Here is a 17,490-nt window from a genome sequence, read left to right as displayed (position 1 = left end):
ATGATACGGGTAGCCATATATGACGATAATTCAGCCCGCAGGGAGAGTTTGCAGGCTTTGATCGGTTTGGTACCCGAATTGGAATGGGTGGGATCCTTTCAAAACTGTGCAACTATCAAAAAAGACATAGATGAAAGCCGACCGGACATCATCCTCATGGACCTGGAAATGCCTGTGGTCAATGGAATTGATGGGATCAAAATAGCCAAACAATACGCACCATATATCAAGATCATAGTACAGACTTCCTTTGATGATGATGAAAAGGTTTTTGCCGCACTTCAGGCCGGGGCAGAAGGCTATATCCTCAAATCCGCTTCCGTCTCCCAAATCACCCAAAGCATAGACGAAGTCAATAAAGGCGGAGCAAGCATGAGTCCTTCCATTGCCCTAAAGGTCATGCGTTATTTCGGGGAAATCCCCAAAGAGAAACAAGAAGATTACCAACTGACACCCAAAGAATCCGAAGTCCTCAAAAAACTCGCTGAAGGACTTAGTTACAAAATGATTGCCGATGAATTAGGCATCAGCTACTTCACAGTCAACAACCATGTCAAGAAGATTTACGAAAAGCTCCATGTGCACTCACTTGGAGAGGCAGTGGCGCTGGCGTATAAGAAGAGGTTGTTGTGAAAAGGGTTTCCCGCGAAGGCGCAAAGGTAGGGGGGCTGCCCAGTGAACTTTTGAGTGCGCCGCGGTGTACTCGAAAGTTTTGAGGGTTGAAAGATGGTAAGAGGAGATAATTGAAAAAATTGGCCCGCAATTTTATTGTTTGTTAGGGTTCCCGCAAAGTCGCTAAGGCGCAAAGGTAAGGGGGCTGCCCAGTGAACCTTTGAGGTCTTTTTTTGACCTCGAAGGTTTTAAGGGCTGGAAGAAAAGAAGTTTTTTTACTTAGCCGGCCTTTACTTGTTCGTCAGGCTTGTACATTATATTGACACGGATATTCTTTATTTTTTGACGTGCTTCCCACAAATCGAAGCTCTGCTGTATGTTCAGCCATGACTCTGGTGTGGTTCCAAGTGCCTTGCTCAAACTCAATGCCATTTCCGCACTCACACCCAAGTGCCCATTTACTAGCATAGATAGTGTGCGGCGGGATACGCCTAAGTCTTCGGCGGCATGGGTAATCGACTTGTTCATAGGATCAAGGTATAGACCCTTTAATACTTCTCCCGGATGTGCCGGTGGCGTGCCTTGGTTCTCCATTTTCTTATCTTTATTAATGGAATCTACTATTAATGGTAATCTACATAAACAATTTCGACCTACCACCTTTTTTCCAAAATAAACGCAAACCCTTCTGCCGGATATTTTCAATCATTTAATCAAATCTAGCAGGTGATATAATATATTTCAAGACCTTTTTCGGACCAAGGTGAAAGGATGTCTTCGCCCAAGTGAACCTCTCCGCTCACGCTATTCTAAAATAGAACAATTCAAGATTTTTGATTTCTATCAGATCGGATATTCTCCGAAATCAAAAACCTAAAAATCAATTGGATAGCTAGATTTAGCTATGGTACTCCGTCTCTTTTTATACCAAATTTATATGTTTTAAAACCAATTTTATGATGAAAACTATACGATTTTTACTGACCCTTATTACTTTATGTGCCTTTACCATTGCTTCAGCACAATCACAGGTGTTAAACGCCTACCGAACTGTCCAAACTGGCAATTGGAATGCAACAGCAACCTGGGAGCGGTTTGATGGCAGTGCTTGGATTGCAGCTACTTCCGTGCCTTCATCTGCAGATGAAGACATCACCATCCGGAATGGCCATACAATTACAATAAGCGATACAAGGACCATTGACCAGACTGTGGTTGAAGCAGGTGGATCTCTTGTATTAAGTGGCATCCTCAATGTAGCTGATGGTGCAGGGGAGGATTTAATAATTAATGGAATCTGGAACTGGAACAGCGGCACGGTAAGTGGCCCTGGTACCATTGATATAAGCTCAGGGGGTGTACTTAACCTTCAAACGGTCAGCAATAAGATTTTTGCCACCTCACCGGGCATCCTCAACAATAACGGGACCGTCAACTGGCCGGAAGGTTCGGTGTTTTTCAGCAGCAGTTTCACGGTCAACAACAACGGGGACTTCAACATCTCGGGAGAGGGTAACAGGTTTATTACGAACAACGGGGGGACCGGGACCTTTAACAATAGCGGGACCATAACGAAAAACGGATCCACTACAACCAACCTGAATCTGACTTTCAACAACCTTTCCGGTTCCTCATTCAATCTTAACCAGGGCACAGTTCAGAACAACGGAACGTTCAACAATGCAGAAGATATTTCCTTTACGGCAGGAGTGAGCTTAGTTAATACAGTAACCTTCAACTTCAACGAGGGTTCGGGACTGTCGGGAACTGGGCTTTATATTCAGACCTCAGGCACGACCAACATCAACACGGATGTCAGTTTTGGCAGCGGCATTGTGTTTACCCAGGCAGCAAGCCTAGTGGTGGCAGACGGAAGGACGTTTGCCATCGGCGGAATCTGGAACTGGAACAGCGGCACGGTAAGTGGCCCTGGTACCATTGATATAAGCTCAGGGGGTGTACTTAACCTTCAAACGGTCAGCAATAAGATTTTTGCCACCTCACCGGGCATCCTCAACAATAACGGGACCGTCAACTGGCCGGAAGGTTCGGTGTTTTTCAGCAGCAGTTTCACGGTCAACAACAACGGGGACTTCAACATCTCGGGAGAGGGTAACAGGTTTATTACGAACAACGGGGGGACCGGGACCTTTAACAATGCTGGAACAACAAGAAAAAGCGGTTCTGTTTTAGCTAACATAACTTTAACATATAATAATACCGGAACAATTACAGGTATTGGAGGCCTAACCTTCAATTCTGTATTTAACAATCAAGGAATTATAGAACCCGGACTTCCAACCGGAATTTTGGCAATCAATGGATTGCAGCCGCTTTCATCAAACAGCACCCTTGAAATCGAAATTCAGGACAATTCCGGTCCAGGTACAGGTCACGACCAACTGTCTAGGGCCGGAGCACTTACCTTGGCCGGTACACTCAGTGTATCTGAAATCGGCAGTGTTCCAGGTGGGTCGTACACCATTGTGGAACTCAGTTCTGGTGCCATCAGTGGCAACTTCAGTACAATCAATCTACCGGATGGCTACAGCATCGAAACCACTTCCAATGCTGTTATATTGACCAAAACTGCCGATCCGTGCGAAAATACAATTGCCCCGGTCATCTTTGCCGATGAAACCGAGACCTGTCCTGGAGGAATCGTGTTACTCAGTACCAATGAAGCTGAAAGTTACCTGTGGAGCAATGGGGCTACAACTCAAACGGTGGAAGTTGGTCCTGGCGAATATACAGTCACAACAACCGACGAAAACGGCTGCAGTGCTGTTTCTGATCCGGTGGTTCTCACAGCAGTCGATACAGAGGCACCTGCAATCCCTGAAATTCCTGACTTGGAAATCAGCACCGATACGGATGCCTGTTCGGCAACAGGAGTAACCCTGACTCCACCTGTGGCAACCGATAATTGCGGCATTGCTTCCCTGACCAACGATGCTCCTGAAGAATTCCCATTGGGCACAACGGTTGTGACATGGACTGCTATCGATGCAACCGGAAATCTAACCTCAAGAAGCTTCAATGTCATTGTAGAAGACAACCAAGCACCTGTCATTACTGCCCCTGCCAACATCAGCATTCAGATCGGGGAAAACGAGAACTCAGCCTCTGATGTGGAACTTGGGACTCCGACAACGTCCGACAACTGTGGGGTGGAAGATGTCAGCAATGACGCACCGGAAACTTTCCCTGTAGGACCAACTACAGTAATATGGACCGTGACCGATGACAGCGGCAATACAGCAACGGCAGAACAGACTGTGACAGTAACACAGGAAGTTCTCCCAACTATTTCTGCTCCTGCTGATATCACAGTTGCAACAAACGAAGGAAGTTGCGAAGCCACAGGAGTTTCACTTGGAACTCCGGAGGTAACAGGAGAGGACATCCCCGCTGACGGCATTACAAATGATGCACCTTCCATCTTCACTATCGGCAGGACAATCGTCATCTGGACTGTAACCGACGGTAACGGCAACACAGCCACCGCAGAACAGACCGTGACCGTTGAGGACAGGGAGAACCCTGTCATTGCAGCTGTCTCCGAAATCATCCGGTCCAACGATTCAGGAACCTGTGAAGCGGATATTGAAATAACAGCACCGGCAGTAAGCGATAATTGTGACAGTCCAATAGCAACAGGTACAAGAAGCGACGGGCTAGAACTAGATGCACCTTATCCTGTGGGCTCAACCCAGATCACCTGGGCAGCTTCCGATGCCTCCGGCAATGAGGCGGAGGAAGTGGTACAGATCGTGACCGTTGAGGATACCGAAGCACCAGAAATTGCCGCTCCTTCCAACATCAGCATACAGATAGAGGAAAGTGAAGATTTCGCCAATGATGTGGAACTCGGAACCCCAACAACTTCCGATAACTGCGGAGTGGAAGATGTCAGCAATGATGCCCCTGCAACTTTCCCTGTAGGCCCTACAACAGTGATTTGGACAGTGACCGACGTCAACGGCAATACAGCAACAGCTAATCAGACAGTAACAGTGACCAGAGAAATCCTGCCTATCATCATCGCACCACCTGCCATAACGGTCAACAATGACCCCGGCACCTGTGGGGTCTCAGGCATTGAACTCGGTAAACCAATAGTGACCGGTGAGGACATCCCATCTGACGGCATCAGCAACGATGCACCAGAAAGCTTCCCGATAGGAGCAACTATTGTCACATGGACCGTGATTGACGGCAACGGCAGCACAGCCACCGCCCAACAGACCGTGACCGTTGAAGACAACGAGAAACCTGTAATTGCAGCTGTCTCCGATATCACCCGGTCAACAGACATGAGAACCTGTGAAGCTGAAATTGAAATATCAGCTCCGGCAGTAAGCGATAACTGCGACACACCAACAGCAACAGGTAACAGAAGCGATGGCCTTGCCCTCGATGCACCATATCCTGTGGGCAATACCCAGATCACCTGGACAGCAACCGATGCTTTGGGCAACGAAGCGGAAGAAGTGGTGCAGACCGTAACCGTAGAAGACAACGAAGCACCTGTCATCACCGCCCCTGCCAACATCACCATACAATTGCAACCGGGTCAGGAATCCGCCACTGATGTGGAACTCGGAACCCCGACAACTTCAGACAACTGTGGTGTGGCAGAAGTAACCAACGATGCACCGACGTCCTTCCCGATAGGAACCACCATTGTTACCTGGTTGGTAAGCGACGACAGCGGCAATACGGCAAGGGATACACAGACAGTGACCGTACTTCCTGCGGATACAGAAACGGATCTTCCGACAGTCACTGCTCCTGCCGATATCCTGGTGGATACCGACAAGGGAATCTGTGAAGCAAACAATGTGGATCTTGGCATAGCCACCTTTACGGGAGACATTCCTGATGGCGGACTGAGCAATGATGCCCCTACATCCTTCACGCTAGGTGAGACCATTGTCACCTGGACGGTAACAGACAGAAGCGGCAATTCGGCCACTGCGGTACAGAAGGTAACGGTCAGGGACAGGGAACTACCGGATATCAAGGCCCCTGCCAATCTGGTACTGAGCGCAACAAGCGGCGGAATCTCTTCCTCCGAGGTTGATCTTGGTGAACCGGAAACATCCGACAACTGCAGCATTGCCGAGTTGAGGAACAATGCCCCTGCGATATTCCCTATTGGAACTACCACAGTGACCTGGACGGTCATCGACGGCAGCGGCAACGAATGTACCGCCAGGCAGCGTGTTACAGTCAATCTTACCGAAGGAGCATGTGAAGTGACTGCCAAAGCCAAACCTGTGGTGACACTGAAACTCAACAGTCAGGGCAAGGCAAGACTTAACCCTGATATGGCCGATGACGGTTCAACAGCATCCTGTGGTACCCTGATACTCGACCTGAGCAAGTGCGACTTTACCTGTGAGGATTTAGGAGAGAACAGCGTCAAGCTCATAGCCAAAGATGCCAAAGGCAACAGGGACGAAGTAGAATTCAAGGTGATTGTAGTGGATGAAAGCAAACCAAAAATCAAAGTTGAGAAGAGCGCCTTTGTCTGGATGATGAGAAAAGGGGACACCTTTACCATGCCTGACTTCAGGGACAGGGTGGAAGCATCCGACAACTGCGGCTTTGAGCTTCATCAGTGTCCTGAACCCGGAACCAAGTTCAGGAAACCTGAGAACAGCTTTGTGGAATTCGAGGCCAAAGATGCTTCGGGCAATAAGGCAACCGACAAGTTCAAGTTCAACCTGCTGGTCTTCAAATGCAAAGTGCCGAACAAAAACGGCAGGACGACAGGGGAGCAGGAGCTTTCCGATATGCTGATAGTTCCATGGAATACGCCGTTCGACAAAGCTATAAGCGAGGGCATCGTCTTCGAGGAAGGCAGTGATCCTGAATACATCAGTAGGATAAACTGGCAGATGAACGATTACGATCCGCTGAGACCCGGCCTGTACAGGATAACGGCATCCGTGGAGAACGAAGGCTTCGAAGGTTGGAACGTATCGCTGGATATCCCTGTGATCGTACTGGACAAACCGCTTGCGGAGGATATTATGATCAGCAGGAACAAGGTTTCCACCAAAGTAAGGAACGGCGAGATCATCGGCAGCCTGAACACCTTGGATCCTGTTGACAATATCCATACCTACAGCATGGACGAGCATCCCAACTTCTATATCGAGAAGAACGTGCTGGTCTGGAGAGGAACTGGAACCCCTGATGCAGAGATGACCGTCACCGTCCACAGCACCGACAGGGCCGGACAGACCATCAGCAGGGAGATCACCTTGCACAGAGAGCTTCCTCCGGGAGAAATCCTGATCTATCCTAATCCAGCCAAACAGGAAACCAATATCCTTGTCCAACTATCAGGCGCGGGAACAGTGGGTATCAGGATATTCGATACCGCAGGCAGGCTCGTGTACGAAGAACAGGGACATCAGGAGGGCAGCTTTGTCCGCAACGTTGACCTGAAAGGCCTGAGTTCGGGCATGTACCAGGTCGTGGTACAGTCCGGCAATGAGGTGATGACTGGTAGACTGGTCAAAGAAGAATAACAGTTTTTGGCTTTGAAAATTGGACAACCCCTTCCGGAGAGATCTGGAGGGGGTTGTTTTTTGGGGATTGGAAAATAATAAATTGCTTAAAAAATTGAATTTTGATAGAGAAAAATCATTGGACCTGCAAAGATTGGAATGCAGCACTTATTCAAAGACCAGGTGTAGGTATTCGCCGGCGTATAATATTGTACACCTTTTTGTAGCAATGCAATCTTTTGAATAGGGATTCACTTTAGGTAGAATACGGTCAGTGAAAAGTAGATTTCATTACCATTTTGCAGGAACAATATTTGTAAACTTTTAAAGAATAAATATTTATTTTTTGCAGTAATTTTCTATTTTAGTTTTAGTATTATTGAGGTAAGTTTTTGAATATGAATAAGATTGTTTCATTTAAGCCTGACGAGTCCCTTTCAGCGTATATCAGTGGCTATTTTTATGCGATAAATCAATTTGATAAATCTGCAAATCAATTCTATACACCCAAAGGCACAGCTGCGATAACTATCCCTTTGGAAATCAATCCCAATTCATATCTCATGTATCCGGACAAAACCTCGAAAATATATTTCGAAAAATTTGTTCCTTTCCTATTTGGACAAATGAGCAAATTGGGTGTTTCCGAAATACAGGGTCGGTTTGATTTTTTTGTTATCGTATTTACACCTATCGGACTTTTTCATTTTTTGGATGGTCCTGCGGTACAGATGACGGATCGGGTTATGCGACTTGATAGATTGGGACTATCTGAATTACACAAAAAGCTAAGAAATTTATTTGAAACACATACCGAAATTGAATCTTGCTTGGAACAGGTCAATAAATACCTCATTGATCATTTCATTTCCATGCCCAAGAAAAAAATTTCTGAATTTATCCCTTCTGTTATCCATCAAATCCATATGAAAAAAGGAATAGTTAATCTTGAGTCTTTGGTCGAAAATCTAGGCATCAACAACAGGACTTTTCAGCTCCATTTTAAAAATGTGATAGGGATTTCCCCAAAGCTATTTTGTAGGATTACGAGGTTCAATTTCCTTTTACAGGCTTTGGATGCGGTACCCGCTGCGGATATTTTGGATTTTGCAGTTCAGTTCGGCTACGCTGACAAACCTCATTTATATAAGGATTTTAAGGAGTTTGTGGGAATGACTCCACTCAAATACTTAAGATTGATCAACAATGTCAATGCAATTGTTGAAAAGGAAGTCAGAAATAAACTTTCCAGATAAAAAGCAAAATATATTTTCCCTTTTCGCTTTTTTACAACTTTAAATTATTCGTTTTCAATATTTTTAGAAAGAATTAATCCTGCTACAATGGAAACAACTCATGATTTATTTAAAAAATTGAAATCCTTTTCTGAACCCGAACTTCAAACGGAAATTCTAAAGCACGCAAAATTTCTTAAAGCCAATAAGGGCGATATTCTTATTAAGGAAGGGCAATACCTGAATTTCCTGCCCATAGTCATTGATGGATTGTTGAGGGTATATCAACAGAATGAAGACCGGGAAATATTGCTTTACTACGTGGGCCCGGAGCAAACTTGCATGATGTCATTGTCATCAGCATACTTTGATTACTACAGCACTGCCAATGGAATAGCCATGGAGCCATCTGAGATTCTTGTGTTGCCTGCCCACCTGATTGCCGAATGGCAACTTAAATACCCATCATGGAATAAGTTTATTATCAATACATACAAAAGCAGATACGATGAACTGCTCAATGCTTTTGGAAGTGTGGCCTTCAAACCCATCCATGTTCGGGTGAAGGAATACCTCACAGAATATGTCAAAAATGAGAGTTCAAATAAAATTCCAATTTCCCATCAAACCCTCGCTAACGAATTGGGCACTACACGGGTGGTAATATCCAGAATCCTCAAACAAATGGAGCAGGAAAAACTGGTAAAACTATACCGTGGGTATATACAATTAAAAGTCTAAACCATAGCGATAGATATTTTCAAACAGATTTTGAATCCGTTTAAATCACAAATACAAATGTTTATTTTGAGATAAGTATCTTTTGATACACACTATTCTTAAAATTTGGATTTATGTTTAAGGAGAAAAACCCGAGCATATCTCAGTTTTTATCTCCTAAACATCTAATTGTATGAAAGTTAAAATGACATTTAAATTTATCCTGATAGTGACAATTGTTGCATGTGGTTTAGATGTGCTGGCTCAAACAGAAACCAAGAGTGAGGAAAAAATGAAAGTATTGATTCATATTACAAACGGTCCCGAAAACCCAACGAAGGCAGCACTAGGTTTCCTAGTAGCGAAAACGGCCATAGAGGAAGGGTATGCGGTAACACTGTTCCTTGCCGGTGATGCGGTGCATTTACTCCGTAATGATGTTCTTGATAATTTGGCGGGACTTGGTACCGGCAAATTGAAAGATCATTATGATACGATTGTAAATGGTGGAGGAAAATTTTATTTGTCCGGTATGTCTGGGAAGTCCCGTGGTGTTAATGAGGCAGATTTAAAAGACAAGCCTGCTGAGTTTGCAATGCCAAAAGTATTACTTCAACTATCTGTAGATAGCGACAGAATGTTCGTCTATTGAACCCTGTAAGTCTTTTTACAGGTATTCAATAACTCTAAATGATCAGTATCCTATTCTTTAAAATTCAAAATTGCAGCCATGGGAATTTCAATATTGTTAGCTGATGATCACGCCCTTATTGCCTTAGGGATAAAGAAAATTCTGGAGACCATGCCGGACTATGAAATGGTAGGTCATATGCAGAATGGGCGGGAAGTTATCCTGTATTTGGAAAAGGAAAATCAGGTGGATGTTTTGGTACTTGACCTCAATATGCCTGTCATGGATGGGATGCAACTGCTTTCTTACCTGAATAGAAACTATCCTGATCTTAAAAAAATGGTGCTCAGTGCCCATCATACCCAATCTACAATGGAAATCTGCAGAAACCTTGGTGTTAATGGATTTGTAGGAAAAGATGCTTGTTTTGAGGCTTTTCAGGAAGCTATAGAAGTTATTGCCGATGGTGGGGAGTATTTTCAACCCTTGTCCATAAATAAAAATATCCAAAACGGCCACAGAAACTGTCTGTATCAAAAACTACGTGTGGAGTATTCCCTCTCCGATAGGGAAACTGAAATCATCCAATTGATTCTCAACCAAATTGAGACCAAGCAAATTGCGAAAAACCTGAATTTAAGTCCTTTGACCGTCAAAACTCACAGAAAAAATATCTTCAGAAAACTAAAAGTTCATAATGTGGCAGGTTTACTTGGTCTGATAAAAGAACATCCGGGGCTTTGAAGGGTTGGTATGAAAACTATTCAAAAACTCCTTCAAGAGGTATCAACATCCCGAAGTCTATACCTCGATCAATTGGCCAATATATCAGAAGCGCAGGCAATATGGAAACCTGATCCTGAAGTTTGGAATGTAATAGAGATAACCGAACATCTTTTTTGGGCTGAACAATCTGGGATTTTTGGTATGTGGAAAACCCTCCATGCCATCAGGAACGGCATTATCGTTCGTACTTATGAATCCCCTCATAAGAATATGCCCATAGAACAAATAATCAATATTACATGGCAGGCTAAGGAAAAAGTGCCTGCTGTTGCAGTTCCCCGACTTGGTGGCCCATTATCATTTTGGAAACATTCCCTAAATAGTCTTCAATTTGTCCTAGAGGCTTTTGGTGAAGAAATGCAAGAAGAGGAATTAAGAATACAGGCGCAGCCTCATCCCATCTCAGGACCTTTGGACTTTCATCAGCGACTTGAATTCCTTCGTTTCCATCTTGACCGTCACAGGGAACAGGTTTCTTGGCTTCTTAGATCTTAGTTTACCTATTTGGAATTGGAGACACCTAATTTATAGCTTAACTTTTTTATCAAGGGGAAATACAACTTTTAAGAGGAAATAAATTTGAAAAAACCTAGATTTTTTCCATTCTCTAATTGTTTCTCTTCCCTCGAAATTCTTGGCTTAAAACTTATCCAGCCTCTATTTTTCTAGTCTTGATTCTTGGTTCTTGGTTCTTGACTCTTGCTCCTTTCGCTTTTAAAATAAAATCTTCCCTTTTTTCCAAAAACCATCCAAAATTCTCAAAAACCTACCCCCAAAGTAGTATTTCGACAACTAAAACCTAGTTAACAATACTACTTCTAGGGTATTTTTTATGGGTGGGATTATGGTGAAATTTAGTAGTTGACTTTGAGGACAAATACACCATTGATATAGATAACACTTTCTCCACTTGAAATTGAAAAGCTATGAAAACACGCTACAAACTTTTGTTACTAAGTAACCATCAAAAAGCTCAGAGGCAGGTATTTCACTGCCAACAACTGCACCAAAAATATTTTCAAGGAAATCTAAGTCAAAAGTAATAAAAGGTTGCGCCCAGTATGTATTTGGGAAAGCTGTATTGTTAAGTTCATTCAATTTCCAAATCAAGCATGATTAGCACTTTTAACTATTGACCCGCTCCATTCCTATTTACCATACATATTCTTTAGAACATTCTAGATAAATACAAAATGAAAACATTACGATTTTTATTGACCCTGTTATCCATTTGTGCCTTTACAATTGCCATGGCACAAACCCCAGTAGCCTATTACCCTTTTAACGGAAATGCCAATGATGCCATCGGCACAAACAATGGCACCGTAAATGGCGCATCCCTAACCACTGACCGCTTTGGAAATGCCAATAGTGCGTATCTTTTTGATGGGGTGGATGATGTTATTTCTTATGCAAATCCATTCACCACAGCAATCGATAATTTTACCATTTCTGCATGGGTTAGAAAATTCCTGATAACTTCAGGAGGACAAATTGTTAGTAATGGTCGTAACCCAGGAGATAGCTTTCCTGCAAACTTGTATGACGGCTACAGCTATGGAACAGGGGGAGGTTCTCTAAGTGCAAATTTTCATGCAGTTATTGCTCCTGTTGCGGGATGTCCAGATCAAAGCATTGGATGGGAATTTGCTGTGTTGGTGAGAGAAGCAGGCGTTTCAAAACTTTATTTGAATGGGATACAATGCCCAAACACGTTTAACAATGCACCAATTGTTCCAACACAAAATGCATTTATTGGAGCTCTAAATGATAATAGTGTAGCTCCATTTGAAGGAGCAATTGACGATGTTAAAATCTATGATGTTTCTTTGACAGCAGAGGAAGTTTTGGCTGAGTTTAATGAAAATTCTCCCGAACCTGAATCCTTGAATTCATACCGCTCCGCTCAAACAGGCAATTGGAATGCAACCTCCACTTGGCAGCGATTTAATGGCACTGATTGGATAGCTGCTACCGTCGTGCCATCTTCAACTGATGATGATATCACTATTAGGGAAGGTCATACTGTGACGGTAAATGATGCACGGACAATTGATCAAACTGTGGTAGAAGTTGGAGGTGCCTTAAATCTTGCAGGCGGAATGCTTACAATCAATGATGGACCCAACACAGATCTTTCGGTTCTTGGTGAATTCACCCTTAGCAGTGGAACCCTTAATGGCAGCGGGCAGACAGAAACTGGGATGGGTAGTACCTTCAATTGGGCAGGGGGAACAATGGATGGTTCCGGAGATTTCACTGTAAGTGGTGATTCGGAATTTCTGAATACGAACAAAAATCTTTTTACCAAAACACTGTTTCTGCAAGGCAATACCACTTGGACAGAAGGTTTAATCAACATTGGATTAGACGGAAACCTGACTGTAGGGGAGGTAGGCACTTTTACATACAATTCCAACAGTGAATTGACAATGACAAATGCCCAGGGAGGAACAGGTAATTTTATCAATAACGGAACTATAGTAAAGAGTGGAACTGGAAATTGGAATATATCAGGTGGACTGCAATTTAACAATGCAGGTTCGGCAGTAATAAACGATGCCTGGATCAATTGTTCAAATTCAAATAGCAATCATACAGGTTCATTTGAAGTCTCAAGTGAAAGTCTATTTCTAATTACAGGCGGAACCCATCTTTTTGATGGAGCTAGTTCTTCGGGAACCGGGTTTATTCAGATAAACGGGGGCCAAATCCAAAATGGAACTGAATTAACCAATTTAGCAAGGTTGGTAGTATTTGGTGGAGTTGTGAATACTGCAAATCCTATAGAAGTAAGTAATCTGTTTCGTTGGTCAGGAGGAACTATAGAAGGTGCCGGAAGCTTCAATGTAAGTGGTGATGGAGAGTTTTTGAACACAAACAAAAATCTTTTCACAAAAACATTGTTTCTGCAAGGGAATACAACCTGGACAGAAGGTTTAATCAACATTGGATTAGATGGAAACCTGACTGTAGGGGAGGAAGGCACTTTTACATACGATTCCAACAGTGAATTGACAATGACAAATGCACAGGGAGGAACGGGTAATTTTATCAATAACGGAACTATAGTAAAGAATGGAACAGGGAATTGGAATATTTCAGGTGGATTATTGTTTAGCAATGCCGGAAATGTAGTTGTTAACGATGCCTGGATCAATTGTTCAAATTCAAATAGCAATCATACAGGTACATTTGAAGTCTCAAGTGGAAGTCTATTTCTAATTACAGGCGGAACCCATCTTTTTGATGGAGCTAGTTCTTCAGGAACCGGGTTTATTCAGATAAACGGCGGCCAAATCCAAAATGGAACTGAATTAACCAATTTAGCAAGGTTGGTAGTATTTGGTGGAGTTGTGAATACTGCAAATCCTATAGAAGTAAGTAATCTGTTTCGTTGGTCAGGAGGAACTATAGAAGGTGCCGGAAGTTTCAATGTAAGTGGTGATGGGGAGTTTTTGAACACAAACAAAAATCTATTCACAAAAACAATGTTTCTGCAAGGGAATACCACCTGGACAGAAGGTCTAATCAACATTGGATTAGATGGCAACCTAACTGTTGATACAGGGGGTACTTTTTCAGCTGATTCAAATGAGGATCTCACCATGACCAATGCCCAGGGAGGAACAGGGAATTTTATCAATAACGGAACTATAGTAAAGAATGGAACTGGAAATTGGAATATTTCAGGCGGATTGCAATTTAACAATGCAGGTGGAGCGGTAATAAACGAAGCCTGGATTAATTGCTCAAATTCAAGCAGCAATCATACAGGTGCATTTGAAGTCGCCAACGGAAGTCTTTTTCTGATTACAGGAGGTACACATAATTTTGATGGAGCTACTTCAACGGGGGATGGATTCATCCAGATAAACGGGGGCCAAATCCAAAATGGGGCTGAATTAACCAATTTAGCAAGGTTGGTAGTATTTGGTGGAGTTGTGAATACTGCAAATCCTATAGAAGTAAGTAATCTGTTTCGTTGGTTAGGAGGAACTATAGAAGGTGCCGGAAGTTTCACTGTAAGTGGTGATGGAGAGTTTTTCAATACAAACAAAAATCTTTTCACAAAAACATTGTTTCTACAAGGGAATACAACCTGGACAGAAGGTTTAATCAACATTGGATTAGATGGTAACCTGACCATCGAGGAGGGTGCTAATTTTATTTTTGATTCCGATAGCGATTTGCCCCAGGCCAATGCCCAGGGAGGAACAGGCAATTTTATAAATAATGGAACAATAGTAAAGAATGGAACTGGCACTTGGACGGTATCGGGGACATTGCCTTTTATTAATAATGGTGTGATAAGTGGAAGCGGCGGTGTTATTTCTTTTAGTTCTGTTTTCACCAATAACGGAACAATTTCACCTGGCACTTCACCAGGTATCCTTACCATAAATGGTGTGCAACCTTTAAGTACAGTAAGCACCCTCGAAATAGAGATTCAGGACAATTCAGGGCCGGGAACTGGGAACGATCAGTTGGCAAGGTCCGGAGCGCTTACTTTAGCAGGTACACTCAATGTTTCCGAAATAGGTGGTGTTCCAGGTGGGACGTACACTATTATTCAGCTGAGTTCGGGCACCATCGACGGCAACTTTAATACAATCAATCTACCGGATGGCTACAGCATCGAAACTACTTCCAATGCTGTCATATTGACCAAAACTGCCGATCCGTGTGAAAGTACAATCGCGCCGGTCATTTTTGCCGATGAAACAGAGACCTGTCCGGGAGGAATCGTGATCCTCAGTACCGATGAAGCTGAAAGTTACCTTTGGAGCAATGGGGCTACCACCCAAACCGTTGAAGTTGGCATAGGTGAATATACAGTCACCACAACTGATGAGAACGGCTGCAGTGCTGTCTCAGATCCGGTGGTTATCACAGCAGTTGATACCGAGGCACCGGCAATCCCTGAAATTCCTAACTTGGAAATCAGCACCGACACCGATGCCTGTTCGGCTACAGGAGTAACCCTGACACCACCTGTGGCAACCGATAATTGCGGCATTACTTCCCTGACCAATGATGCACCTGAGGAATTCCCATTGGGCACAACCGTAGTGACCTGGACTGCCACCGATGCCACCGGAAATTCGACCACAAGAAGCTTCAATGTAATTGTCAGTGACAACGAAGCACCGACCATAAGTGCTCCTGCTGATGTCATCGTGGTCATCGGAGAAAGCGAGGATTTCGCCACCAATGTAGAGCTTGGAACTCCTGAAGTTGCCGACAATTGTGCAGTAGAAGGATTCAGTAATGATGCAGAGGACAGCTTCCCTGTAGGAACAACCACGGTGACATGGACCGTCAGGGACGAAAGCGGCAATACGGCCACGGCCACACAGACCGTTACAGTGACCAGGGAAATCCTGCCCACCATCACCGCACCACCTGCCATTACGGTCAACAATGACCCTGGCACCTGCGGCGCATCAGGCATTGAACTCGGAACACCTTCAGTGACCGGTGAGGATATACCTGCCGATGGCATTACAAATACCGCCCTTGAAACCTACCCTGTGGGTACCACCAATGTGGTATGGACAGTCATTGACGGCAGAGGAAATACAGCCACTGCGATACAGACCGTAACCGTGGTGGACAACGAGGCTCCGACAATCATCGCACCGCCTACAGTCAATACCCTAACCGTGGCCAATGCCTGCGAGTCAGGAGAGATTGATCTTGGCGAACCAGAGGTTTCTGACAACTGTGAAATTGCTGAAGTGAGCAATAATGCCCCTGAGGCCTTCCCGTTGGGCACAAGCACAGTAATTTGGACAGTGATTGACGTCAATGGCAATGAGGCCACCGCAGAACAGACCGTGATTGTGGTGGATGAAGAACTGCCGCTGATCACAGCCCCTGCGAACATCACCATCAGGATAGAAGCCGATGAAGATTCAGCAGAGGATGTGGAACTTGGACAGCCCACTGTCTCAGATAACTGCAGCATCGATGAGGTAAGCAACAATGCGACAAGCAGTTTGCCTGTGGGTACTACTATTGTAACCTGGACCATCCGGGATGGAAGTGGCAATGAAGCCACAGCAGAACAGACCGTCACAGTAACGAGAGAAGTTTTGCCAACAATTGCAGCACCGTCTGACATAACCATTTCGGCAGATGCCGGAACTTGTGCAGCCACAGGAATTGATCTCGGTACACCTTCGGTTACAGGAGAGGATATCCCATCTGATGGCATCAGCAACGATGCTCCAGCAACATTCCCTGTGGGCACGACCATAGTGACGTGGAATGTAACCGACGGAAATGGAAACACAGCCACCGCCCAGCAGACCGTGACCGTAGAGGACAGGGAGAACCCCGTCATTGCAGCTGTCTCCGAAATCATCCGGTCCAACGATTCAGGAACCTGTGAAGCGGAAATTGAAATAACAGCTCCGGCAGTAAGCGATAACTGTGACAGTCCAATAGCAAAAGGCACACGAAGTGACGGCTTTGCCCTAGATGCTCCGTATCCTGTAGGCAATACCCAAATTACCTGGACAGCAACCGATGCCTCTGGTAATGAGGCGGAAGAAGTGGTTCAGACCGTAACCGTTGAGGATACCGAAGCACCACAGATCACTGCCCCAGCCAATATAACAATACAATTGCTGGTAGGAGAGGAAACCTCCACTGATGTGGAACTCGGAACCCCAACAACTTCGGATAACTGTGGCGTGGCAGAAGTAAGCAATGATGCACCGACAACTTTCCCAGTAGGTCCTACAACCATAATCTGGACAGTGACCGATGTCAACGGCAATACCGCAACGGATACACAGACTGTAACCGTGCTTCCTGCGGATACAGAAACGGATCTTCCGACTGTCACTGCTCCCGCCGATATCCTCGTGGATACCGACAAGGGAATCTGTGAAGCAAACAATGTGGATCTTGGCATAGCCACCTTTACGGGAGACATTCCTGATGGCGGACTGAGCAATGATGCCCCTACATC

At 44.4% G+C, this 17,490-nt stretch carries 9 protein-coding genes; 8 read left to right on the top strand and 1 reads right to left on the bottom strand.

The genetic code is table 11. The features are described from left to right. A complete protein-coding gene (locus HMJ38_RS16895) occupies positions 1-633 on the top strand; it encodes a response regulator (RefSeq protein ID WP_194975606.1) in 633 nt (210 codons plus the stop codon). A gap of 258 nt (positions 634-891) precedes the next feature. On the opposite strand, the gene HMJ38_RS16890 is transcribed toward HMJ38_RS16895, so the two are convergent. Beyond that, positions 892-1,317 carry a HigA family addiction module antitoxin gene (locus HMJ38_RS16890; RefSeq protein WP_228780108.1) on the bottom strand — a complete coding sequence of 142 codons (426 nt, stop codon included), beginning with the start codon at positions 1,315-1,317 and terminating at the stop codon, positions 892-894. Between the two features lie 251 nt (positions 1,318-1,568). On the opposite strand from HMJ38_RS16890, the gene HMJ38_RS16885 reads away from it, so the two are divergent. The 7 genes from HMJ38_RS16885 to HMJ38_RS16855 form a co-directional block, all read left to right on the top strand. Further along, positions 1,569-7,157, top strand: coding sequence for an HYR domain-containing protein (locus tag HMJ38_RS16885; RefSeq protein ID WP_194975605.1), 5,589 nt, complete (start codon positions 1,569-1,571; stop codon positions 7,155-7,157). Positions 7,158-7,534: 377 nt separating this feature from the next. Continuing rightward, positions 7,535-8,392, top strand: a complete 858-nt coding sequence (locus HMJ38_RS16880; RefSeq protein ID WP_194975604.1) for a helix-turn-helix domain-containing protein — start codon at positions 7,535-7,537, stop codon at positions 8,390-8,392. Positions 8,393-8,479: 87 nt separating this feature from the next. Continuing rightward, on the top strand, positions 8,480-9,112 hold the full coding sequence (locus HMJ38_RS16875) for a Crp/Fnr family transcriptional regulator (RefSeq protein WP_194975603.1): 633 nt from the start codon (positions 8,480-8,482) through the stop codon (positions 9,110-9,112). A 172-nt stretch (positions 9,113-9,284) separates the two neighbouring features. Beyond that, positions 9,285-9,743: a DsrE family protein gene (locus tag HMJ38_RS16870; protein ID WP_194975602.1), complete on the top strand. Its 459-nt coding sequence runs from the start codon at positions 9,285-9,287 to the stop codon at positions 9,741-9,743. Positions 9,744-9,821: 78 nt separating this feature from the next. Beyond that, positions 9,822-10,466, top strand: coding sequence for a response regulator (locus HMJ38_RS16865; protein ID WP_194975601.1), 645 nt, complete (start codon positions 9,822-9,824; stop codon positions 10,464-10,466). Positions 10,467-10,475: 9 nt separating this feature from the next. Next, the gene (locus HMJ38_RS16860; RefSeq protein ID WP_194975600.1) at positions 10,476-11,003 is read left to right on the top strand and encodes a DinB family protein; all 528 of its coding nucleotides are present in this window, start codon (positions 10,476-10,478) and stop codon (positions 11,001-11,003) included. Between the two features lie 698 nt (positions 11,004-11,701). Next, positions 11,702-17,490 (top strand): HYR domain-containing protein (locus tag HMJ38_RS16855; RefSeq protein WP_194975599.1); only part of this gene is annotated, 5,789 nt, incomplete at its 3' end.

Origin of the sequence: Aquiflexum lacus, from assembly GCF_015476655.1 — a bacterium.
In the GTDB taxonomy this organism is placed as follows: domain Bacteria; phylum Bacteroidota; class Bacteroidia; order Cytophagales; family Cyclobacteriaceae; genus Aquiflexum; species Aquiflexum lacus.
This window is presented reverse-complemented; position numbering and strand designations above follow the sequence as displayed.